Origin of the sequence: Exiguobacterium sp. s34 (assembly GCF_018617435.1) — a bacterium.
Classification (GTDB): domain Bacteria; phylum Bacillota; class Bacilli; order Exiguobacteriales; family Exiguobacteriaceae; genus Exiguobacterium; species Exiguobacterium aestuarii.
Genome location: NZ_JACSKE010000004.1, coordinates 231,019 through 250,555 on the forward strand (window position 1 = coordinate 231,019; position 19,537 = coordinate 250,555).

Sequence of the window (19,537 nt, forward strand, 5' to 3'; positions counted from 1 at the left end):
TTAGTACGCCAGTCCGACTGACTCTCTTATATGTTCATCCTCTTCGATGGCGTGAAGCATGAACTGGGCGACATCTGCCCGTGAGATGTGTTTCCCGTTCTCTGGTACCTCATCGATGGCCGTGCGGTACGTTGAAGTACGCGGACCGTCTGTCAATTGCATCGGTCGCACAATCGTATAATCGAATGACGAGTTGCGCCATAAGTCCACGGCTGCCCGATGATCGCGGAGCGGTTTCCGGAGCATGAACGTGATGGCTTTCCCCGCAAGTCCCGGAATCTCATTGTCGATACCCGCTGAAGCCAAATAGATGACGCGTGAGATGCCATTCGCCTTCATCGCTGGGACGAGTTTGTCCGTGACACTCGCTAAAAAGTCTGGGTCGCTCAAGTCCGTTCCGAGGCAACTGACGACCGCATCATGACCATGCATCGCTTCCGTTAACGCATCGATGTCATATAGATCCCCTTCGATGATTTCGAGTTGTGGGGTCCGAATCAGCTTTTTCTGTTCCCGTACGAACGCGGTGACATCATGACCGTGCTCGATGGCTTGATCGACGAATTGATGTCCGGTCCGACCGGTTGCGCCTAATACGAATAACTTCATAAGGGCAGGGCTCCTCTCTCATATCCAATACATACAGTATACAGCAGTTTCAGAAAAATCGAACATTTCACCGTTTGATTCCAACCTATTGCAATTCTCGTCAGCTCGTCTACAATAAAGTTTATCTTATATAAATAGATTCGCACTCGTATATCAGCGGAAATATGGTCCGCAAGTCTCTACCGAACTACCGTAAATGGTTCGACTACGGGTGGCGCTTGTCGTATGCTGTCGTTGATTTCCATGCGGTTCGTTGCCTCCCGATGAGGGGTGACGAATCGCATTTTTTTATGGAGGGAAAACAATGAAGCAATTAGAAGACAAAATCCGTGAAGAGGGTCGGGCGCTATCTGACCAAGTACTGAAGGTCGACGCCTTCTTGAATCATCAAGTCGATCCCGTACTCATGCAAGCTATCGGCAAAGAGTTTGCGGAGCGTTTTAAAGACGCTAACATCGACCGAATCGTCACACTCGAATCGAGCGGAATCGCACCGGCGATGATGACGGCACTTGAAATGGGCATTCCGTTCGTATTCGCTCGTAAACGGAAATCGCTGACGCTTCAAGACGATCTCGTTGAAGCAGACGTATATTCCTTTACCAAACAAGAAACGAATCGTATCAGCTTGAGCCAACGCTTCGTCTTACCAGGTGAACGCGTCCTCGTCATCGACGATTTCCTCGCCAATGGCGAGGCGGCACTCGGATTGACACAACTCGTGGAGGCGGCAGGTGCGAAGGTCGCGGGTGTTGGCATCGTCATCGAAAAATCGTTCCAACCAGGCCGTGACAAACTTGTGGAGCGTGGCTATTGCGTCGAATCGTTGGCACGTATCGCAAAATTAGAGAAAGACCATATCTCATTCGTGGAGGTCGCGCGATGAATACGTTCAAGACGGCCAGTCTAGGGTTTCAACATCTACTTGCCATGTACACGGGAGCAGCGATCGTCCCGCTCATCGTTGGAGGCGCCATCGGTCTTGGCCCGACCGAGCTCGCTTATCTCGTCGCGATTGATTTATTCATGTGTGGGGTGGCGACGCTTTTACAAGTATGGACGACACGCTTTACGGGTGTCGGATTGCCGGTCGTCCTCGGATGTACGTTCACGGCGGTCGGTCCGATGATCGCGATTGGAAGCGCAAATGGAATTACGGCCATTTACGGCGCATTGATTGCGAGCGGACTGATTGTCATCCTCATTTCTGGATTTGTCGGGAAGCTGGCGCGCTTCTTCCCACCGGTCGTTCTCGGTTCGGTCGTGACGATCATCGGTCTCTCGCTGATCCCGGTCGCTATCAATGACATCGGTGGCGGGATGCCCGGTGAACCTGGATTCGCATCCATGCAAAATCTTGGACTAGGTGGTTTGACGATTTTACTCATTCTCATCTTGAACCGTGTCGGGACCGTCTTCACACGGGCCGCTGCTGTCCTCTTTGCCGTACTCATCGGAACGGGGATCGCCGCTTCGCTCGGTCTCGTGGACTTCAGTCCTGTCCGTGAAGCCAGTTGGTTCCAAATGGTTCAACCGTTCTACTTTGGGATGCCGACATTCGATGTGTCCGCCATCCTCGTCATGACGCTCGTCGCCATCATCTCGATGATTGAATCGACCGGTGTGTTCTTGGCGCTCAGTGACATCACGAAAAAGCCAATCGGTGCAAAAGAATTGACGAAAGGGTATCGTGCGGAAGGCGTCGCGACGATTCTCGGAGGAATTTTCAACAGCTTCCCATACACGACGTTCAGTCAAAACGTTGGAGTGGTCCAATTGTCGGGTGTGAAATCTCGTTGCGTCATCTTCTGGACAGGCGGATTACTCATCTTGCTCGGATTCCTCCCGAAAGTGGCCACGTTCACAACGTTGATTCCAAAACCCGTTTTAGGCGGAGCGATGCTCGTCATGTTCGGAACAGTCGCTGCTTCCGGTATTCGTATTCTCAGTCAGGTTGATTTTGCGAAAAATGAAAACTTGATCACGATCGCACTCTCGATTGGCGTCGGGCTCGGCATTACGGCAAACCCGGCTATCGTCGCGAACATGCCGGAATGGCTTCAATTGTTCACAGATAGCGCCATCGTAGCAGGTTCGTTCACAGCGCTCCTCTTGAACGGTTTCTTCCGCATGATGGACCGTTTCCGTCCCATGACGATTATTGCCGAGGAACGGCAAGTCAGCTAGACTGAAGGAAATAGTAGTCTAGGAGGAGTCATGAATGGGGAAAACTGCACTTGTCGTAGGCGCGACCGGCTTGATTGGCCGCGAATTGGTAGAACAGTTGTTAGAAAGTGACCGTTATGAGGCGGTCTGGATTGTCGTCCGTCGCTCGAAGCGTTGGAGTCATCCGAAGTTACACGAGGTCGTCGGCTTCGAGGAGATGGATGCGGCACTTCCACATATCGATGACGTATACTGTGCACTCGGTACGACGATTGCGGTCGCCGGCTCGCAAGAGGCGTTCAAACAAGTTGATTTGGAGTTGCCGCTTGAAGTCGCTCGTGTCGCCAAAGCACACGGTGCGACACGCTATGCGGTCGTATCGGCACAAGGCGCATCGCTACGTTCGTCTTTCTTTTACAACCGGGTAAAAGGGGAGCTCGAAAACGGATTGCGCATCTTCAACTTCCATCATCTCATTATCGCGCGTCCGTCGTTGTTACTTGGAGAGCGTGATTCATTCCGACTCGGTGAGAAAGCGGCCGAGGTCGTCAGTCGGCCGTTCCAGTCACTGCTTGTGGAAAAGGCACCGGAAGTCGCACCGATTCAAGCGCTGCATGTTGCGCGTGCGTTAATCATGGCGTCTGAAGAAGGTGAAGGGATTGAAGTGTTGACGTCGGGGATGATGCAGAGGATGAGCCGATGAACTCATTGACTAAGAAACGAACGAAAGCGGTCCTGATCGATAGTGTGATTGCAGGTATCGTCAGCGTTGGTGTGGAACAATTCGTGCGCAAGAAAGTGAAGAGCGAGTTTGTGCATGCGGTCGTCACACCAACCTTGCTGACGTACGCGATGGAAGCCTGTCAAATGCGTCGAGGTGGACAAACGATCGGTTATAAACTGATGGGACTCGAGTTGAAAAATGACGACGGCACCGATGTCACGGCGAAACAGGCGCTACAGCGCGCCTTATATCGAGATACGTTGTCAGCGGTTCGGTACTGGAAAGACCGTGAGCATTTTGAACAAGAAGAAGGCGCCGTGTTACCGCACGATGCCCGTTACCATATGTATGTAAGCGAAAAGAACTGACCGATTGGGTCAGTTCTTTTTTCAATCCTTGATTTTACTTAAAATGGCCGTCGTCAAAGCGACGATTGTGCCGAGGACGAGTCCGTTTGAAAAGACGGTCGCAAGGAGCGGCGGTAAATCATTCATCGAACCGGGTGGCAAGAGCATCGCTCCGGCACCAATCACGAGCGGAAGCCCGACCGTGAGAGAAGCCGTTGATTGTTTTAATTCGAAGGCAGCCTCATTGATTCCGATGATGATCATCGTCGCGATAAGTGGTGTCACGATCGCATAGCCGACAGCGGCTGGAATGCTCGCGATTAACGAGACGAATGGACCGATGAGTGCCAACCCCATCATGAGGGTGTGGGCAATCAAGTGAGGCGCACGCTGGACGCTCTCCGTCGAAGAGAGGAAACCGGCCGTCCCTGAGATGGCGACAGGACCCGGTGTACCGAACAGACCGGCCACGATTTGACTGATTCCACTGGCGACACCAGACGCAGGAACGTTCCCTTTGATTTCTCGTTTTTCACGAGAGCTGACAATCCGTTCAATTAATTTGATGTTCGCGAGTACATTCGTCATGAGAAGCAAGGTGATGACGAAAGCCGTCGGCAACAAGTTCCAATCCCATACCCAGTTTCCGAACGGAAGAAGTTCAGGGACGAGGAAGAAGGATTCTGAACGAACGATTGGGTTTCCGAGGTCGAGTAAATGAAACAGACCGAATCCAACAAATAGCGTCATGACGAGTCCGTATTGTTTGAAGCGACTTTGCTCGAGGGTGAGCGCGAACAAGACGAGACCAGCCGTTGCGACGGCTTGGACGATGTTGATTCCGTCTTCCGTCACCCCGAAGCCCCCTTTAATGACGGCCCCAGATAACTGGAGGACGAGTAAAATCATATAGACGCCGAGCACTTGTGGTGTAAACAGGGAAAGCATTCGTCTTAAAATACCGGTGACGGTCAACAACACACCAAGGATCCCACTCAAGAACAACATAAATCCGAGTGCCTGCAACGTCTCTTGCTGACTTCCGTATAGGGCAGGACCGATGGATGCGTATAAGGTGAAGACGCCCCACCAAATGCCGGCAGGTCCTTCGAGTATCGGGAGGCGGTGTCCGAGCAACGTCTGGACGATGCTAAAGAGTGCGAAGATGAAGAGTGAGCGGGATATGAAGGTCATCGTCTCATCTGGTGACAGTTCAAATAATGCGGCGATGGAGAGTGGTGGTACAATATTTGTAGCTAAAATAAAAATAAACCACTGAATCGTCGTGGTTACATTACTTCTGGTCATGGTGTCCCCCTGATCATGCTTTTTCTTATTAGTGTAACGTTATGATGAAGTGGATGCAAATGGAGGCTATATAATGAAGAAATTCTTCAAGTGGACAGGACTGGTTGTATTAGGATTGCTTGTCGTCGCGATCGCCGGCTTTTTGATTTGGACACAGTTCACGTACGGACCGACCGATGAAGCGACACAGTATGCGGAAGAAGGAAAAGTGGTTGATAACCGTCTCGAGTTTGGAGATACGACGAGTGAAATCGGCATCATTCTTTATCCAGGAGCAAAGGTGGAGAAAGAGGCATATGCGTATTATGGAGCACGTTTAGCTGAGGAAGGGTATTTCGTCGCCATTCCGTCGCTTCGTCTCAACTTAGGCATTTTAGATATCGACGCAGCCGATCCAATCATCGAAGCACATCCGGAGATCGAACGTTGGGTCGTGGCCGGTCATTCACTCGGAGGTTCGGCGGCATCGGGATATGCACTTGAGCATCAAGAGTTGGTGGAGGGTGTCATTTTCCTCGCTTCGTATCCGATCAGTTCGATGGTCGACAGCGACTTACGCGTATTATCGATCTCGGGTGAATTGGATGGACTAGCTGTACCAGAAGATATCGAAGCAAGTCGAAGCGACCTCCCTGAAGATAGTCAATTCGTGCAAATCGAAGGAGGGAACCATGCGAACTTCGGGATGTATGGTCCGCAAAAAGGAGATCAGGAAAGTCCGCTCACATCAAAAGAACAATTAGATGAAGTCCTTTCAGCGATTCTCGAATGGTTATAAAAAACGTGCGCACCTGCATCGAGGTGCGCATGTTTTAGCGTTGGTCGAGCGAATAACTAACTGCGGTCAACCCGGCTGTGACCAGGGCGACCAAGCCGCCGACAAGTGCGAGCGTCATGATAGGGCTCGTCGCATAGACGACACCACCGAGAGCGGAACCGAGTCCAATTCCGACGTTACTCGCCACGGGCATAAGTGACGAGGCGAGACCTTTGGCGTTCGGATTGAACTTCTCTGCCAAATCGATCAAATAAATCTGTGTCGATGTCGTCAATAAAATCGCCATGAACGACATGAGCGCGATGTTAAGAAGACCTAGCGTCACATTCGACGTCGTCACAAATAATGCGGCCAGGACGAACGCCTGGACGAGAAAGACGAACCGTAAGCGTCCGATCGGATTGTGACTAGCAATCTTTCCGGCAGCGATATTACTGAAGATTGAAATGAATCCGTATGCGAATAGGATCGGACTGACCCAGGCGACCGGTACGCCGAGTACATCTTTTAAAATCGGTACGAGATACGTGTACACGACATACGTTGCCCCGAAACCAAACGCCGGAATCAAGAAGGCAATCAAGATGCGAGGGTTCGTCAGCAATGCCAATTGTTCGCGAAGTGATGCTTTTTCTTGAGACAGTTGATTCGGCAAGACACGATAAATCGCGATCCAAGCGACTGCACCGAGTGTGGTCGTCAACCAAAACGTTGACTCCCAGCCTGCCTGTTGACCGATAAACGTCCCAATTGGAACACCGAACACGTTGGCCATCGTGAACCCACCAAAAATAAAGGACACCGCGACACCACGCTTCGCCGGAGGGACACTCTCACTGGCAACGAGCATGGCAAGCGAGATCAACACGCCAGTGACGACGGCCGTCAACATGCGTAAGATGAGTAGCCACTCATATATCGGTGCCAGGCTGCTCAGTAAGTTCAGGACAGTGAACAAAATGGTCAGACCAAGCATCAATTTACGTTTCGGAAGATGGCTCGTCAATGACATCATAATTGGCGTGCCGATGGCAAAACTGATGGCGAATGCCGATACGAGACTACCGGCCGTCGCAATCGAGATGGCTAAACCGGTTGCGATGTCAGGCAAAATTCCGACAATGACAAATTCACTCGTTCCGAGAACGAAGGTTAATAAGGATAAGGATAAAACTAAAGTCCAGTCGCTTCGACTGAGCGAGCTTGTCTTCATGTTCAAACACTTCTTTCTAGTTCATTCATTAGTAGTTAGACATCAGTCTTCTCTCACGTTACAAGATTTTCCCCAAAAGAAAAACCCTTTTCTCCCAAGTCGGAAGAAAAAGGTGAATCAGCGCCAAAACACGGTCGCTTCGACACCAGCGTGGTCAGAGACGATAGGACCGTTCTCTCCGTCAAAAACGACGGCATGGCGTGAAACGTGAATTGGGGCGTTCGTCAGCATCAAGTCGATGCGAAGCGATTTCTTGTTTTCATCCCATCCGGCGATTTTTCCTTGTACCGTTGCATCGCCTTCCCGTTCTGTTGCGAGATGGAACAAATCTTGGAGTCCGTTCTCCATCAAATAATCGTATCCTTCTCCTCGGAGGAAAGCATCGTTATTGAAGTCGCCGAGTAGAAGCGCATGGTCGTCATGCTCGACGCGACGCAGCAGTTCATCGAGTTGATGTTTCACCGGTTCTTCTTCGTCATGCCACCACCCGAGGTGACACGAGTAGACGGTCGTCGGAGCATCTGCTCCTTCGATGACGGCTTTGACAATCTTGCGGGACTTGTAATTGTCTGGGTCCGTCGTCTTTGATACGAAGAACGATTCTGTTGATAGGAACGGTTTACGTGACAGGATGGCGACGCCTTCCTCATAGATATCATATCCGTAATGGGCAAAATCCCATGTCATATGGTAGTGAACGTCCAACTCTTTCAGACGTTCGACGAGGACGTGTGCAAAGTTGTTCTCGCGGATATTCCCATAGATGAGGGGGGCCTCTTTATGTTGATTGACTTCTTGAAGCGCAATGAGATCGTACTCTTCACTCGCAATGCGTTCGACGATGGCATCGATTTTCTCTTGTTGACGGTCTTCTAACCAGGCGTGACAATTGAGCGTTAAGATATTCACGATAGTCCTCCTTTAGAAAAAAGGCCAACTCTCGAGCGAGTTGGCCAGTAGATTATGCACCGATGACGTCTTGAATGTCTGATTTCAATACGTCGGCTTTCGGGCCATAGATGGCTTGGACTCCACGGTCTTTCACAATGAGACCCATGGCGCCATTTTTCTTCCATTCTTGTTCGTCAGAGACGAGTGTGACGTCTTTGACAGTCACGCGAAGGCGAGTCATACATGCATCGACATCTTCAATGTTTTCTTCCCCACCGAGAAGTGCGATAATCCCCATGACTTGTTCGTTACCTGTCACAGATGACTTCTCTGTCGTCTCTTCCATGTAGTTTCCGTTACGTCCTGGTGTCGGCAAGTTCATCTTCTTGATGAAGAAGTTGAACACACCGAAGTTGAGGAAGAAGAACGCTACAGAGACGAGAACGAAGTTGATCAAGTCTTGAAGAAGTCCCGCTTTGACGATCATCGGGATGCGCGTCAAGAGTTCGATCGCACCGAAAGCATGGACGCGTAGGTCAATGATGTCTGCCAATGCGAAAGCGGCACCTGCCATGAGTGCGTAAACGACGTAAAGTACTGGAGCCACGAACATGAACATGAACTCGATTGGTTCCGTGACACCTGTCAAGAAGACAGCGAGTCCAGCTGACAAGAACATCGGCTTGTATTGTGCTTTCTTCTCAGCATCGACGTTACGGTACATCGCATACGCGGCACCAATCAAAGCAGCGAATGACAAGATGACTTGACCGACTTTGAAGCGGGCAGGAACGACATCAGCGAGAAGAGCATTGTATGCAGCTGTATCACCAGCAGCACGCAAGTTAACGAGGTCTGTTACCCATGCCAACCAGAGCGGGTCTTGCCCGGCAACGACCGATCCTGCTGTCGCGCCTGTTAAAATTGTATATGTTCCACCGAGCTCCGTGTAGTTCATTGGAACCGTGAGCATGTGGTGTAAACCGAACGGCAAGAGGAGACGTTCGAGCGCGCCGTAAATGAACGGAGCGAGGACTGGTGCCGTGTTACGTGATGTGGCGATCCACTCACCAAAGCTGTTGAGCGCACCTTGGATTGTTGGCCATACAATCGATAGAACGATGGCAGCAACGACTGAGCCAAGGATGACGACAAATGGTACGAAGCGCTTTCCGTTGAAGAACGAGAGGGCGTTCGGTAACTTGTTGAAGTTGTAGAAACGGTTGTATAGTGCACCACCAAGGAAACCGGCGATGATCCCGACGAACACACCCATGTTGAGGGCAGGTGAACCGAGTACAGATGTGAAGTAGTCTGCGACGACAAGGTTTGCACCGAAGAGTGACTCGATTGTCGCTTCAGAATCTTGAAGCATAGCGCCATTGACACCGAAGATGGCACCTGTGACGCGGTTAATCAAGATGAAGGCGAGAAGTGCTGCGAACGCACCGCCTGCACGATCTTTTGCCCACGAACCACCAATCGCGACTGCGAAGAGGATATGTAAGTTGACGATGATGCCCCAACCTAAATCTTCAATAATGCGAGCTGTTGTTAATAAGATACCGACATCTCCGGCTGACATTCCAATCAATTTACCGATGGAAATCATTAAACCGGCAGCTGGCATAACGGCGATGACGACCATCAAGGCCTTACCGAGTTTTTGCCAGAAATCGAATGAGATCAATTGTTTCATGCTATACGCTTCCTTCCTGTGAGGGAGTTTTTATCTATTTTTGTGTTTGCCAATAGTGCAATCGCTTGCATAAATGATTGTAATCGATTGCATAAATTCATGCAACCGTTTTCCCTATTTTCATTTGTTTTCATTTTTTGATGGGAAACGACATGTATGAGGCGAACTTGTCAGCCGAATCGAATCTAGCTACAATATGATAGGTTGAAGGGAGCGAGAAAGATGGGTTGGAGACAGACTACATCTGCTTTGACGAAGGATGAGCAGATTGAATTAAAAGAAGAGTTATTACAGAAGGGCGTGTTGAAGGAAGACGATCTTCCTCTATATGAGATGCTCATGCCAGACCGTATCAAACGGATGTATGAAGTGTTGAATACACGAACGAACCATATCACGATTTTGACGGAAGGTGTGGACGATCCGCACAACCAATCCGCCGTGTTGCGTTCGGCCGATGCGTTCGGGGTACAAACCTTACACGTCGTCGAAGGGCGAGCGAAGTTCAAACCGAACTCGATTATCGCAAAAAGTGCCGACCGTTGGGTGGACGTCGTGGAACACGGGTCGATTGAAGAAGCGATTGATGCTTTAAAACAAGACGGCTATCAAGTGTATGCGACGGCATTAAGCGAAGAGGCAATCCCGCTCGAAGAGGTGGATGTGTCGAAGCCGACGGTTCTTCTATTTGGGAATGAACATAGTGGCGTTTCGGAGGCGGCGCTCAACAAGGCGGACGGAAACTTTGTCATTCCGATGCAAGGATACGTACAAAGTTTGAACATCTCAGTCGCCGCTGCGATCTCCTTATATGATGTTACGACACGGTCACGCCATATCGTGACGGATGGCTATGAACTGCCTGTCGAGGATCAAGCGCGCATCTTCAAAGATTGGATGGTCAAGAGTTTACCGAAGCGTACGCTCGGGCTTTATAAACAAAAAGGTGTCACGGCTTTCGAACGGGAGACAGGAAATTCGGAATGAACGGCGAAAAGAACAGACGTACGGAATCTTTGTCCAGAAACTGAAAGGGGATGGCACGATGAGTACGACGAGTTCATTTATCGTAAAAGATGTGACGAACAACTTTAAAGATTTTGAAGAGGATTTCTTCCGACTGTATCGCACGCTGTATGGCGATCTCGATCAGTTGCGTTTCAAAGAACGCCTGTATCGACACGCTAACCCGTTAGTGCTCTTAGCTTTCTCAGAAGAGCAATTGGTCGGTTTTAAAATCGGTTATGAGGCAGAGCCTTATCGATTTTATAGCTGGGCGGGTGGGGTACACTCAGACTTTCAAAAGCATGGCATCGGTCGCAAGCTGATGGACACGCAACTCGAATGGGTCGAAGCGCAAGGGTTCCATTCGATTCGGACGAAAGCGCGCAATACGAACAAAGGGGTCATCATCTTGAACCTCCTTTGCGGATATGACATCATGGGCGCCTACACAGAAGATGGCGAGCCACGCATCATGATGGAGAAACAATTGAACAGTTGAATGGATGCCGCGGTCGAATGATCGCGGTTTTTTGGTGAAACCGATTCGACTGAATGAACGTACATAAAGAAAAAGGGGGAATTTGAAATGACAGTGTTTGGATTTGGAGGAGATCCGTTTAGTGACTCCATGGGGGACTCATTCTTTACCGGAGTGTTCGCTGTGTTTCCCATCGTGTTCATGGTTATCTTCGGTCTCATTATTTTTGCGTTCGTTAAAACGATTTTTCATCATTCTAAAACATCGAGCACGTTGAAAGACTTGCAACGATTCGCCTCGCAGCTCGCCGATGATCCAGACGATGACACGGCCGAGCGATTGGCAGACTATTTACAGAGTGTTGATTCCTTCTCCATTGAACGGACACGGATGGAACCGTTCCGTGTCGCGCTCGGGTGCTATCAATTGGTGATGGAGTCGAGATCCGTTCGCGAAGAGACGAAAGAGCGGGTTGATCGCCAATACAAGCGTCTCGGCATTTTAGATGGGGAAAAATTTGCTGACGAAGCACCGCCACGTCGACGTTCTTCTTCATCGAGTCATCATGATATCCACCACAACCACCATGACCATATGTAAAAAAGCGAAGGGATTCCTTCGCTTTTTTACATATATCGTGAAGCATCAAAGTCAATGTCGGTCTGATAGCGTACGGCCTGAATGGCACTTTCGATTCGAATAGCGCGCTTTTTAATATCGCGTGCCTTCAAGCGATAAAGCTCTGGATCGTATAAGGCGTGTTTAATCACGGTAACCCCGTGCACATATTCTTTCTTCGGACGAAGTGACAGTTTTTCATAAAGCTTCGCCTGGACACGCAACTGAATGGCGAGTTCGATGGCCTCTACGAGCGGGAGTGGACCGTCATGCGTTTCGACGACGGCTCGGACGTTCGCCTCTTGAATCAAGCGGTCGAGTTGACGTAAGTCTAACCGGATGTGTTCAAGTTCCATCTCGATGTCTTGGAGCGAACGGGACTGAATCGTCGGAATAGACTCATTCGCTTGAAGCGAGATGAATGCCACGTGTTCAATCTCTTCGGTCAATGTATCGATTTGCTCATGGAGCAACTGTTTTAACGTTAGGGCATCTGCAAGGTTCATATCGATTTCCTCCTTCTGCTTTCTCTAACCGTACCATATCAAGGTGACTGAAAAAAGATGGATGACATCTCAGATTGCGGGAATAAAACAAAATAGAAAGGAGGAGGGACGATGAAGAAATGGAAAGCACAATGGATGATTGCACTCGTCCTACTCCTGTTCGGGACGGCGACGTTCCTTTACCAGTGGATTGATGTCAGTCCAGGCGATATCCGGGACTATATCATTCGATTCGGTTGGTTAGCTCCTTTAATTTACATCCTCTTGTTCACCGTGCGTCCGCTCATCCTGTTTCCGACGTCCGTCTTATCGGTCGCCGGCGGTTTGGCGTTCGGGATCTTACCGGGTGTCGTCTATACCGTCATCGGGGCGACACTGAGTGCTCTCGTCGCGTATTACGTGGCCATCTATTTCGGCGATCGTTTCTTGCATCACTTCGAATCGAAGAACTATGAAGCCATTCAGCACAAAATCGAAGAGGACGGATTCTTTTATGTACTCATCTTACGTCTCATCCCACTCGTCAATTTCGATTTGGTCAGCTATGCTTCCGGGTTGGCAAAAGTGAAAGTACCAGCTTATCTGTTTGCGACCGTCGTCGGTATGATTCCTGGGGCGTTCGCGAACAATTTTCTCGGAAGCAGCATCGCGAGCGGAGATTGGACGCTGATTGCATTGGCGTTCGGAATCATGCTCGTGCTGACGCTCATCGCGACCGTGTTCCGTGAACCGATTAAACGTCAGATTCATCGCTATCAAAAAAAGTAGGCGACTCCGTACGGAGCGCCTACTTTTCGATTAACGGTTGTCGACCGTCTCTGGATACAGGTCATGGTTGAACAGGCGATGTTCTGCCATTTTTTCGTACTTCGTACCCGGTTTTCCGTAGTTGTAGTACGGGTCGATTGAGATACCGCCACGTGGTGTGAATTTCCCCCACACTTCAAGATAGCGCGGTTCCATCAATTTCACGAGATCTTTCCCGATGACGTTGATGCAGTTCTCGTGGAAGTCACCGTGGTTTCGGAAGCTGAACAAATACAACTTCAATGACTTCGACTCAACGAGTTTCTCATCCGGGATATACGAGATGTAGATCGTCGCAAAATCAGGTTGGTTCGTGATCGGGCACAGGGACGTAAATTCTGGTGCGTTGAATTTGACGAAGTAGTCGTTCTCCGGGTGACGGTTCGGGAACGCCTCGAGGACGTCTGGTGTGTATTCAAAAATATAAGGGACGCTCTTCTGTCCGAGGAGCGAGAGGTCTTGTAAGTCTTCTGGTCTCATAATTATTCTCCTTACACGCCACGTTCGTTGGCGTACAGTAATGTGTGTAGTTGTGGCAGGACGCGGACGCTTTGCCACGATGGGTCGCGTGCGACGTCTTCCCATAGTTGTTTTAAACGACGGAGCTGGGCATCGGTGATGTCTCCATCAGCCCCGGGCTCCGGGTTACCGGCAGACAAATACATGACGTCCGGTGAATAGCGTTGCTGCACGTCTTTCGCATAGGCGAGATCTACTTCGTCAAAGACGGCGACTTTAAATGTCGTCTGTTCCGGGCGCAATCGATTGACGATGTCGTCCAGTTGTTCCCAATTCGTCTTCATACCGGATGATGGGGGTTTCGGACTGAGGGTCACGTCGTCGATTTGTGTAAGCCAGTCCTGATAACGACTGCCCTGTGTCTCGACGGCGAGTGTGACGCCACGTTCTTTCAACTTCACGACGAGGTCTTCCATGGCCGCAATCAGGAGCGGGTTACCACCGGAAATAGTGACGTAATCGTACATGCCAAGTGTGTCAAGGCGTGCAATCACCTCGTCGGCCGTCAACATGTCCGGTTTTTCTGAACCGTCCCATGTGAAGGCGGAATCGCACCACGAACAGCGATAATCGCAACCAGCGGTCCGGACGAACATCGTCTTCTGCCCGATGGCACGTCCTTCTCCTTGGAAGGTCGGTCCGAACACTTCTAAAACTGGGATTTTCACGATTCCACCAACCATTCACGGCGGAACTCTGCGTACGACGTCGGCGTTTCGTATAGACGCACGAACTCGACACGGACGTCTCGTTCATTCGGTAAATGCGTCGCCAGCTGTTCAAAAATCCAATAGCACATGTTTTCTGCAGTCGTATTCATATAAGGGAGTGACTCGTTCAAATAGCGATGATCGAGATATGGCTCAAGCTCTTCTTTGAAAATCTTTTTCAAGTCACCAAAGTCGAGTGTCATGCCGCGATTGTCGAGAAAGCCGCTGACACCCATCTGGAGCTTATACGTATGACCATGGAGGGCACGACATTTGCCGTCATAATCAAAAAGATGGTGCGCCGCATCGAACGTCACTTCTTTGACGATTTGAACGCGATGCGGGCAATAGATGAGCGACCCTTCTTGTTTCGATTCGACACTGGTTGGGGCGAGGAACGGAGCATGTTTCATACGCGCACCTCCTCATAAGCTGTGAGTCCGTTTTGGCGAAGCTTACACGCTGGACATTCACCACAGCCTGAACCGATGACACCGTTGTAGCAAGTGAGCGTGCGTTCTTTGACGTAGTCAAATGCACCGAGCTCGTCGGCGAGTGCCCACGTCTCTTTTTTATCGAGCCACATGAGCGGTGTGTCGATGACAAATGGATAGTCCATCGCTAAGTTGAGTGTCACGTTGAGTGATTTAATGAATTGGTCTCGGCAATCCGGGTAACCTGAAAAGTCCGTTTCACATACACCGGTCACGATGTGATGCATACCGAATTGTTTGGCCATGACGGCCGCAAATGATAAAAAGAGATGGTTGCGTCCATCGACGAACGTATTTGGGACGTCCGCATTGTCGATGTCGAGATCGTGTCTCGTGAGCGCGTTTGATGTGAGTTGTCCGAGTAGGGACAAGTCGAGGATGTGGTGTGGGACATCGAGTTCTGCCGCGATTTCTTTTGCGACTTCGATTTCCGCATCATGGCGTTGACCATATGCGAACGTCACCGCCTCCACATGGGAGAATTGTTGTTTTGCCCAAAATAGACAAGTCGTTGAATCTTGGCCACCACTAAAGACGACCAATGCTTTTTCGTGTTGCATGAAGCACACTTCCTTTTCGCTAGTTTTGATGTCGGAGGAGGTTACGAACTCCGGAGGTCACCCTCAAGCATATAATTTATCATAAAAAGGCGTTTGACAGGGAGAAAGGAAGCGAGTATAGTAAAAAACATCACTGACATGCTTTTGTGCATAAAAGCGTTTAAGCGGTTAGGCGAAATAATAAATAATCAGGATATAACGAAAGGAGGGGACGTCGATGCAGATGAAAGGAAAAGAAGCTGTATTCGTCGTGTTGATGAGCGGGATCACCTTGCTCGCACTGATGTTTTTGGCCAAAGCGACGCCACATATGGCGATTTTTGGCACAATGGTAATGGTAGGTGGATACGCGTATTATCGTTCACGCGACTTCAAACAGATTGAAACGGCGATGATCAACGGGATTCGTGAAGCCATCATGCCGGTGTTGATTTTGTTGTTGATCGGGATGCTCATCGGAGTATGGCAAATGTCCGGGACGGTCGCGACGATCCTCTCTATCGGTTTAAATACAATTTCCGCTGAATGGTTCTTACCGAGTGTCTTATTGATTACGATGATCGTATCGACATTCACAGGAAGTGCGTTTACAACAGTCGGAACGGTCGGTGTCGCCTTGTTCGGAATCGGGACGGCACTAGGAATCTCGCCAGCGCTCGCTGCAGGTGCCATCGTCTCGGGGGCCCTCTTCGGAGACAAGATGAGCCCATTGTCGGACACGACAAACTTTGCGCCAGCAGTGGCGGGCGTCAAATTGTTCGATCACATTCGCTTCATGATGGGGACAACGATTCCAGCGTTCATCATCACACTGATTTTATTCACGTTCCTCGGCCGAAGCGGTCAAAGTGCTGACACGACACAAATCGCAGAGGCGCAAGCCGCATTAAGTGGACGTTTCGACCTCTCGTGGCTCACATTGATCGCTCCTGTCCTTGTCGCAGTGCTCGCGTTCCGCCGGATGCCGGTCTTGCCGACGATGCTCGTCGGAATGTTTGCCGGTGTGTTGACGGCTGGTTTCGTTCAGGGCAACTGGAGCATCTCGAACTGGCTCGGTGTCATGCAGTCTGGATTCAAGTCAGGTGTAGAGAATGAGACAATTGCGACGGTGCTCGATCGTGGTGGTCTTGAGTCGATGCTCTGGTCGGTCAGTCTCGTCTTGATCGCCCTCGCATTCGGTGGCTTGTTACGTCAACTCGGTGTGTTCCAAGCAATCGTTGAATCGTTGCTCGAGCGTTTGAAATCACCAGGAAGCTCGGTTCTCTCGGTCGTCCTCAGCTCAATCGGTGTCAATTTGCTCGCAGGAGAACAGTACTTGTCGATTCTCTTGCCAGGTCAGGCGTTCAAACAAGGCTTTATCGATCGTGGGATTGACCCACGCTACTTGTCACGGGCACTTGAGGATGGCGGGACTGTAATCAACCCGCTCATTCCATGGGGTGTCTCCGGTGCATTCTTCGCAGCGACACTCGGTGTACCTGTATTGGAGTACGCACCATTTGCGTTCTTCCTCTGGCTCAGTCCAGTCTTCTCGGTCATCTTGGGATACGTCCGATTGGGGAAGCAACGTGAATCACTTAAAATCGCATCATAATGTCAAGGTGTCCTGCTATGCGGGGCATCTTTTTTGTATGCACCATATGACTTTTGAGAAAATAGGAAAAATGGAGGTGGAACCATGAAGCGACTCGATTTGGCATTTTATGAACAACCGACACTCGATTTGGCACGTGCCTTGCTCGGACAATATTTGGTGAGGCGACATCCGGAAGGTGATATCATCGCGAAGATTGTCGAGACAGAGGCTTATCTCGGTGCCATCGACCGAGCGGCACATAGTTTCGGAGGACGTCGAACGAAGCGGACAGAAGTCATGTTCGGAAAACCCGGGCATGTGTACACGTATCAAATGCATACACACACGCTCCTGAACGTTGTCAGTGGTCCGGTGGGCACACCGGAAGCCGTCTTGATTCGAGCCGTCGAGCCGATTCAAGGGCAGACTTCCATTACGGCGAATCGTCCTGGGGTGAAGCGATATGACCAGACGAACGGACCTGGTAAGTTGACGAAAGCGTTAGGAATCACGATGGATTTATACGGACATTCGTTCCAACAAGACCCGCTCTATATCGCTGAAGGTGAGACAGAAATCGTTGTCGAGGCGGGTCCTCGCATCGGCATTCCGAATACAGGCGAGGCGCGTGACTACCCGTATCGTTTTTATGAACGCGACAATCCGTACGTCTCGAAGTTCCGTTGAATGCATGCAGTGATGTTTAAGTGATTCATGCCAGTGGAACAGTCCCTATGTGCATAAAACAAACAGAGGGAGTGTTTTTGAAATGGCAAAAGTAGCAACGCTCATTACAGATATGTTTGAAGATGTAGAATTCACGGGACCTCGTGACGCATTGGTGGATGCGGGGCATGACGTCGTGACAATCGAGAAGAAAGCAGGCAACACGGTAGAAGGGAAGCAAGGCGAGGCGAAAGTGAACATCGATCAATCGATTGATGACGTATCGCCAGAAGATTTCGATGCCCTTCTCTTACCGGGTGGGTTCTCACCTGACTTATTGCGAGAAGACGAGCGTTTCGTCTCGTTCGCGAAAGCGTTCATGGACGCGAAGAAACCTGTGTTTGCCATCTGTCACGGACCACAGTTGTTGATTACGGCGAAGGCGCTAGAAGGTCGTGACGCGACCGGCTACAAATCGATTAAAGTCGACATGGAGTATGCTGGGGCCAAATATGCGGACAAAGAAGTCGTCGTCTGTCAGAACCAGCTCGTGACGAGCCGTCAACCGGATGATATTCCGGCGTTCAATCGCGAGATTCTCAACTTATTGAAATAACACGTCAACCACGGGATGAATCTCGTGGTTTTTTTGTGTTTTCGGGAATAGAAAGGTAAGGAGGAGATTCAAATGCGAAAACGAGCACGTTCTCCAAGTTAAGTTCGTCGAAACGTTGTCCGATTAGGGTGGATTCGTTGGTTTGAAGGGTTGATTCCTGCTTACGTGATTGAACGGCTATTTTGGGAATCACGAGGAATCTCCATTCAGGAAGTCGTCTATTTAGAGATGGTGTATGCGCTCATCATCGTACTGCTCGAAGTACCGACTGGCGTATGGGCGGACCATACGGCACGGCGTCGACTCGTCCAAATCGGTGTCGGGTTAGAGTGGCTGTCGTTTGTCGTCATCTTGTATTCGTTCACGTTCACCGGTTTCTTTGTCGCCATCAGTTGTTCAGCCGTCGGGTCAGTCATTCGAAGTGGGGCAGAAAATGCCTTGCTGTATGAATCGTTACAGGAAAGTCATGACGCTTCGTCATTCGAACGGGTACTTGGGAGGTTGAACGCGATTGGGATCTTGTCTGCTGTTACAGCGGCATTGAGCGGAAGTATGTTGGCTCAGTACCTTCCTTTGGACTGGAACTACAAGCTCTCCATCGTGAGTCTATTGATTGCGACCGTCTGTAGCCAATTTCTCGTCGAACCGACGCAACGAGAGATGGAAGAGCGTTTGACGTGGCGGCATTTGTTCAGAGGGTTTCAATTCGTTTGGTCGAACAAGTCACTTCGGCATGTCACAATCAGCTTTTTGGCGGCGGTATCCGCCTTCAACTTTATCGATGAGTTTTGGCAGCTATACGCACGCGATGTGTCCGTTCCGATTTATTGGTTCGGTGTCATTTCAAGCGGATTACTCTTGATTCAGTTGCCTGGGCAACTGTTCGCCGGAACCATCGCACGTTTTGCACCATCAGAACGTTGGTTGAAACGATTCGGTTGGATGATGGGTGGTGGGTTTCTTGTCATCGGACTATTCCCGAATCCAATCGGGATTGGTGTGATGGGGCTGTTGGCTCTTCTCTATGGGACGATGGAGCCACTCTATTACGGTCTGTTGCACCATCAGGTCCCTTCATCCATTCGAGCGACGACAGAATCATCCGTGTCGATGTTATGGCATCTCGGTATCCTCTTATTTGGGATTGTCTTTATCATAGGGACGACAGGGTCGCTATTTTTGGCGTTTTCAATCATTGGGGTCGTTGTTTGGATCGTTCATGCGACTCACCCGTAATCACTACAGGC

At 50.1% G+C, this 19,537-nt stretch carries 23 protein-coding genes and 1 riboswitch; of the genes, 13 read left to right on the forward strand and 10 right to left on the reverse strand.

Features of this window, described 5'->3' with window-relative positions; genetic code table 11:
• A complete protein-coding gene (locus KNO87_RS10560) occupies positions 1-609 on the reverse strand; it encodes an NAD(P)-dependent oxidoreductase (RefSeq protein WP_214796049.1) in 609 nt (202 codons plus the stop codon).
• Between the two features lie 126 nt (positions 610-735).
• A riboswitch (purine riboswitch) is annotated at positions 736-837 on the forward strand.
• A gap of 76 nt (positions 838-913) precedes the next feature.
• Between KNO87_RS10560 and KNO87_RS10565 the strand changes: the two genes are divergently transcribed.
• The 4 genes from KNO87_RS10565 to KNO87_RS10580 are packed head-to-tail and all read left to right on the forward strand — an operon-like array spanning position 914 to position 3,867.
• A complete protein-coding gene (locus KNO87_RS10565) occupies positions 914-1,495 on the forward strand; it encodes a xanthine phosphoribosyltransferase (protein WP_214796051.1) in 582 nt (193 codons plus the stop codon).
• On the forward strand, positions 1,492-2,796 hold the full coding sequence (locus KNO87_RS10570; RefSeq protein ID WP_214796053.1) for a nucleobase:cation symporter-2 family protein: 1,305 nt from the start codon (positions 1,492-1,494) through the stop codon (positions 2,794-2,796). The genes KNO87_RS10565 and KNO87_RS10570 overlap by 4 nt, the downstream gene beginning before the upstream one ends.
• A 34-nt stretch (positions 2,797-2,830) precedes the next feature.
• A complete protein-coding gene (locus tag KNO87_RS10575) occupies positions 2,831-3,478 on the forward strand; it encodes an NAD(P)H-binding protein (protein ID WP_214790286.1) in 648 nt (215 codons plus the stop codon).
• Positions 3,475-3,867 (forward strand): RDD family protein, encoded by a 393-nt coding sequence (locus tag KNO87_RS10580; protein ID WP_214796055.1) that lies wholly within the window; start codon positions 3,475-3,477, stop codon positions 3,865-3,867. The genes KNO87_RS10575 and KNO87_RS10580 overlap by 4 nt, the downstream gene beginning before the upstream one ends.
• 21 nt (positions 3,868-3,888) lie before the next feature.
• Here KNO87_RS10580 and KNO87_RS10585 read toward each other — a convergent pair whose 3' ends face one another.
• Complete coding sequence (locus KNO87_RS10585) at positions 3,889-5,154, reverse strand: purine/pyrimidine permease (protein WP_214790290.1); 1,266 nt, start codon at positions 5,152-5,154, stop codon at positions 3,889-3,891.
• Positions 5,155-5,227: 73 nt separating this feature from the next.
• Here KNO87_RS10585 and KNO87_RS10590 point away from each other — a divergent pair, with 73 nt between their 5' ends.
• Positions 5,228-5,932, forward strand: a complete 705-nt coding sequence (locus tag KNO87_RS10590; protein ID WP_214796057.1) for an alpha/beta hydrolase — start codon at positions 5,228-5,230, stop codon at positions 5,930-5,932.
• 34 nt (positions 5,933-5,966) lie between these two features.
• Here KNO87_RS10590 and KNO87_RS10595 read toward each other — a convergent pair whose 3' ends face one another.
• From KNO87_RS10595 to KNO87_RS10605, 3 genes are all read right to left on the reverse strand, one after another.
• On the reverse strand, positions 5,967-7,145 hold the full coding sequence (locus KNO87_RS10595; RefSeq protein ID WP_214796059.1) for an MFS transporter: 1,179 nt from the start codon (positions 7,143-7,145) through the stop codon (positions 5,967-5,969).
• Positions 7,146-7,262: 117 nt separating this feature from the next.
• Positions 7,263-8,054, reverse strand: a complete 792-nt coding sequence (locus tag KNO87_RS10600; RefSeq protein WP_214796061.1) for an endonuclease/exonuclease/phosphatase family protein — start codon at positions 8,052-8,054, stop codon at positions 7,263-7,265.
• Between the two features lie 52 nt (positions 8,055-8,106).
• Complete coding sequence (locus KNO87_RS10605) at positions 8,107-9,735, reverse strand: PTS transporter subunit IIBC (RefSeq protein ID WP_214796063.1); 1,629 nt, start codon at positions 9,733-9,735, stop codon at positions 8,107-8,109.
• A 222-nt stretch (positions 9,736-9,957) separates the two neighbouring features.
• Here KNO87_RS10605 and KNO87_RS10610 point away from each other — a divergent pair, with 222 nt between their 5' ends.
• From KNO87_RS10610 to KNO87_RS10620, 3 genes are all read left to right on the forward strand, one after another.
• Positions 9,958-10,722, forward strand: coding sequence for a TrmH family RNA methyltransferase (locus KNO87_RS10610; RefSeq protein WP_214796065.1), 765 nt, complete (start codon positions 9,958-9,960; stop codon positions 10,720-10,722).
• A 58-nt stretch (positions 10,723-10,780) separates the two neighbouring features.
• Positions 10,781-11,239 carry a GNAT family N-acetyltransferase gene (locus KNO87_RS10615; RefSeq protein WP_353047464.1) on the forward strand — a complete coding sequence of 153 codons (459 nt, stop codon included), beginning with the start codon at positions 10,781-10,783 and terminating at the stop codon, positions 11,237-11,239.
• Between the two features lie 87 nt (positions 11,240-11,326).
• The gene (locus KNO87_RS10620) at positions 11,327-11,818 is read left to right on the forward strand and encodes a hypothetical protein (RefSeq protein WP_214796069.1); all 492 of its coding nucleotides are present in this window, start codon (positions 11,327-11,329) and stop codon (positions 11,816-11,818) included.
• A gap of 26 nt (positions 11,819-11,844) precedes the next feature.
• On the opposite strand, the gene KNO87_RS10625 is transcribed toward KNO87_RS10620, so the two are convergent.
• Complete coding sequence (locus tag KNO87_RS10625; RefSeq protein ID WP_214796071.1) at positions 11,845-12,342, reverse strand: hypothetical protein; 498 nt, start codon at positions 12,340-12,342, stop codon at positions 11,845-11,847.
• 111 nt (positions 12,343-12,453) lie between these two features.
• On the opposite strand from KNO87_RS10625, the gene KNO87_RS10630 reads away from it, so the two are divergent.
• Positions 12,454-13,110, forward strand: a complete 657-nt coding sequence (locus KNO87_RS10630; protein ID WP_214796073.1) for a TVP38/TMEM64 family protein — start codon at positions 12,454-12,456, stop codon at positions 13,108-13,110.
• Between the two features lie 30 nt (positions 13,111-13,140).
• On the opposite strand, the gene queF is transcribed toward KNO87_RS10630, so the two are convergent.
• From queF to queC, 4 genes are read right to left on the reverse strand one after another with little or no spacing between them, the layout of a single operon-like run.
• Positions 13,141-13,629: a preQ(1) synthase gene (gene queF, locus KNO87_RS10635; RefSeq protein ID WP_015880473.1), complete on the reverse strand. Its 489-nt coding sequence runs from the start codon at positions 13,627-13,629 to the stop codon at positions 13,141-13,143.
• A gap of 11 nt (positions 13,630-13,640) precedes the next feature.
• Positions 13,641-14,351, reverse strand: coding sequence for a 7-carboxy-7-deazaguanine synthase QueE (gene queE, locus KNO87_RS10640; RefSeq protein WP_214796075.1), 711 nt, complete (start codon positions 14,349-14,351; stop codon positions 13,641-13,643).
• A complete protein-coding gene (gene queD, locus KNO87_RS10645; protein ID WP_015880475.1) occupies positions 14,333-14,791 on the reverse strand; it encodes a 6-carboxytetrahydropterin synthase QueD in 459 nt (152 codons plus the stop codon). The genes queE and queD overlap by 19 nt, the downstream gene beginning before the upstream one ends.
• On the reverse strand, positions 14,788-15,432 hold the full coding sequence (queC, locus tag KNO87_RS10650) for a 7-cyano-7-deazaguanine synthase QueC (RefSeq protein ID WP_214796077.1): 645 nt from the start codon (positions 15,430-15,432) through the stop codon (positions 14,788-14,790). Before queC ends, queD begins: the two co-directional genes overlap by 4 nt.
• A gap of 217 nt (positions 15,433-15,649) precedes the next feature.
• Between queC and nhaC the strand changes: the two genes are divergently transcribed.
• The 4 genes from nhaC to KNO87_RS10670 all read left to right on the forward strand — a co-directional run bounded on the left by nhaC (position 15,650) and on the right by KNO87_RS10670 (position 19,526).
• On the forward strand, positions 15,650-17,026 hold the full coding sequence (gene nhaC / locus KNO87_RS10655; protein ID WP_214796079.1) for a Na+/H+ antiporter NhaC: 1,377 nt from the start codon (positions 15,650-15,652) through the stop codon (positions 17,024-17,026).
• Between the two features lie 84 nt (positions 17,027-17,110).
• Positions 17,111-17,695 carry a DNA-3-methyladenine glycosylase gene (locus KNO87_RS10660; RefSeq protein ID WP_214796081.1) on the forward strand — a complete coding sequence of 195 codons (585 nt, stop codon included), beginning with the start codon at positions 17,111-17,113 and terminating at the stop codon, positions 17,693-17,695.
• 82 nt (positions 17,696-17,777) lie between these two features.
• Entirely contained in the window at positions 17,778-18,290 is a 513-nt protein-coding gene (locus KNO87_RS10665) for a type 1 glutamine amidotransferase domain-containing protein (protein WP_214796083.1), read from the forward strand.
• 165 nt (positions 18,291-18,455) lie between these two features.
• The gene (locus KNO87_RS10670) at positions 18,456-19,526 is read left to right on the forward strand and encodes an MFS transporter (RefSeq protein ID WP_214796085.1); all 1,071 of its coding nucleotides are present in this window, start codon (positions 18,456-18,458) and stop codon (positions 19,524-19,526) included.
• The last annotated feature ends 11 nt before the right edge of the window (positions 19,527-19,537 follow it).

Coding starts and splice junctions, on each gene's coding strand:
- queC (WP_214796077.1), bottom strand. CDS start 15,432: ATGCAACACGAAAAAGCATTGGTCGTCTTTAGTGGTGGCCAAGATTCA.
- KNO87_RS10560 (WP_214796049.1), bottom strand. CDS start 609: ATGAAGTTATTCGTATTAGGCGCAACCGGTCGGACCGGACATCAATTC.
- KNO87_RS10610 (WP_214796065.1), top strand. CDS start 9,958: ATGGGTTGGAGACAGACTACATCTGCTTTGACGAAGGATGAGCAGATT.
- KNO87_RS10605 (WP_214796063.1), bottom strand. CDS start 9,735: ATGAAACAATTGATCTCATTCGATTTCTGGCAAAAACTCGGTAAGGCC.
- KNO87_RS10665 (WP_214796083.1), top strand. CDS start 17,778: ATGGCAAAAGTAGCAACGCTCATTACAGATATGTTTGAAGATGTAGAA.
- KNO87_RS10580 (WP_214796055.1), top strand. CDS start 3,475: ATGAACTCATTGACTAAGAAACGAACGAAAGCGGTCCTGATCGATAGT.
- KNO87_RS10570 (WP_214796053.1), top strand. CDS start 1,492: ATGAATACGTTCAAGACGGCCAGTCTAGGGTTTCAACATCTACTTGCC.
- KNO87_RS10630 (WP_214796073.1), top strand. CDS start 12,454: ATGAAGAAATGGAAAGCACAATGGATGATTGCACTCGTCCTACTCCTG.
- queF (WP_015880473.1), bottom strand. CDS start 13,629: ATGAGACCAGAAGACTTACAAGACCTCTCGCTCCTCGGACAGAAGAGC.
- nhaC (WP_214796079.1), top strand. CDS start 15,650: ATGCAGATGAAAGGAAAAGAAGCTGTATTCGTCGTGTTGATGAGCGGG.
- KNO87_RS10620 (WP_214796069.1), top strand. CDS start 11,327: ATGACAGTGTTTGGATTTGGAGGAGATCCGTTTAGTGACTCCATGGGG.
- KNO87_RS10615 (WP_353047464.1), top strand. CDS start 10,781: ATGAGTACGACGAGTTCATTTATCGTAAAAGATGTGACGAACAACTTT.
- KNO87_RS10595 (WP_214796059.1), bottom strand. CDS start 7,145: ATGAAGACAAGCTCGCTCAGTCGAAGCGACTGGACTTTAGTTTTATCC.
- KNO87_RS10575 (WP_214790286.1), top strand. CDS start 2,831: ATGGGGAAAACTGCACTTGTCGTAGGCGCGACCGGCTTGATTGGCCGC.
- KNO87_RS10590 (WP_214796057.1), top strand. CDS start 5,228: ATGAAGAAATTCTTCAAGTGGACAGGACTGGTTGTATTAGGATTGCTT.
- KNO87_RS10565 (WP_214796051.1), top strand. CDS start 914: ATGAAGCAATTAGAAGACAAAATCCGTGAAGAGGGTCGGGCGCTATCT.
- KNO87_RS10625 (WP_214796071.1), bottom strand. CDS start 12,342: ATGAACCTTGCAGATGCCCTAACGTTAAAACAGTTGCTCCATGAGCAA.
- queD (WP_015880475.1), bottom strand. CDS start 14,791: ATGAAACATGCTCCGTTCCTCGCCCCAACCAGTGTCGAATCGAAACAA.
- KNO87_RS10660 (WP_214796081.1), top strand. CDS start 17,111: ATGAAGCGACTCGATTTGGCATTTTATGAACAACCGACACTCGATTTG.
- queE (WP_214796075.1), bottom strand. CDS start 14,351: ATGGTTGGTGGAATCGTGAAAATCCCAGTTTTAGAAGTGTTCGGACCG.
- KNO87_RS10585 (WP_214790290.1), bottom strand. CDS start 5,154: ATGACCAGAAGTAATGTAACCACGACGATTCAGTGGTTTATTTTTATT.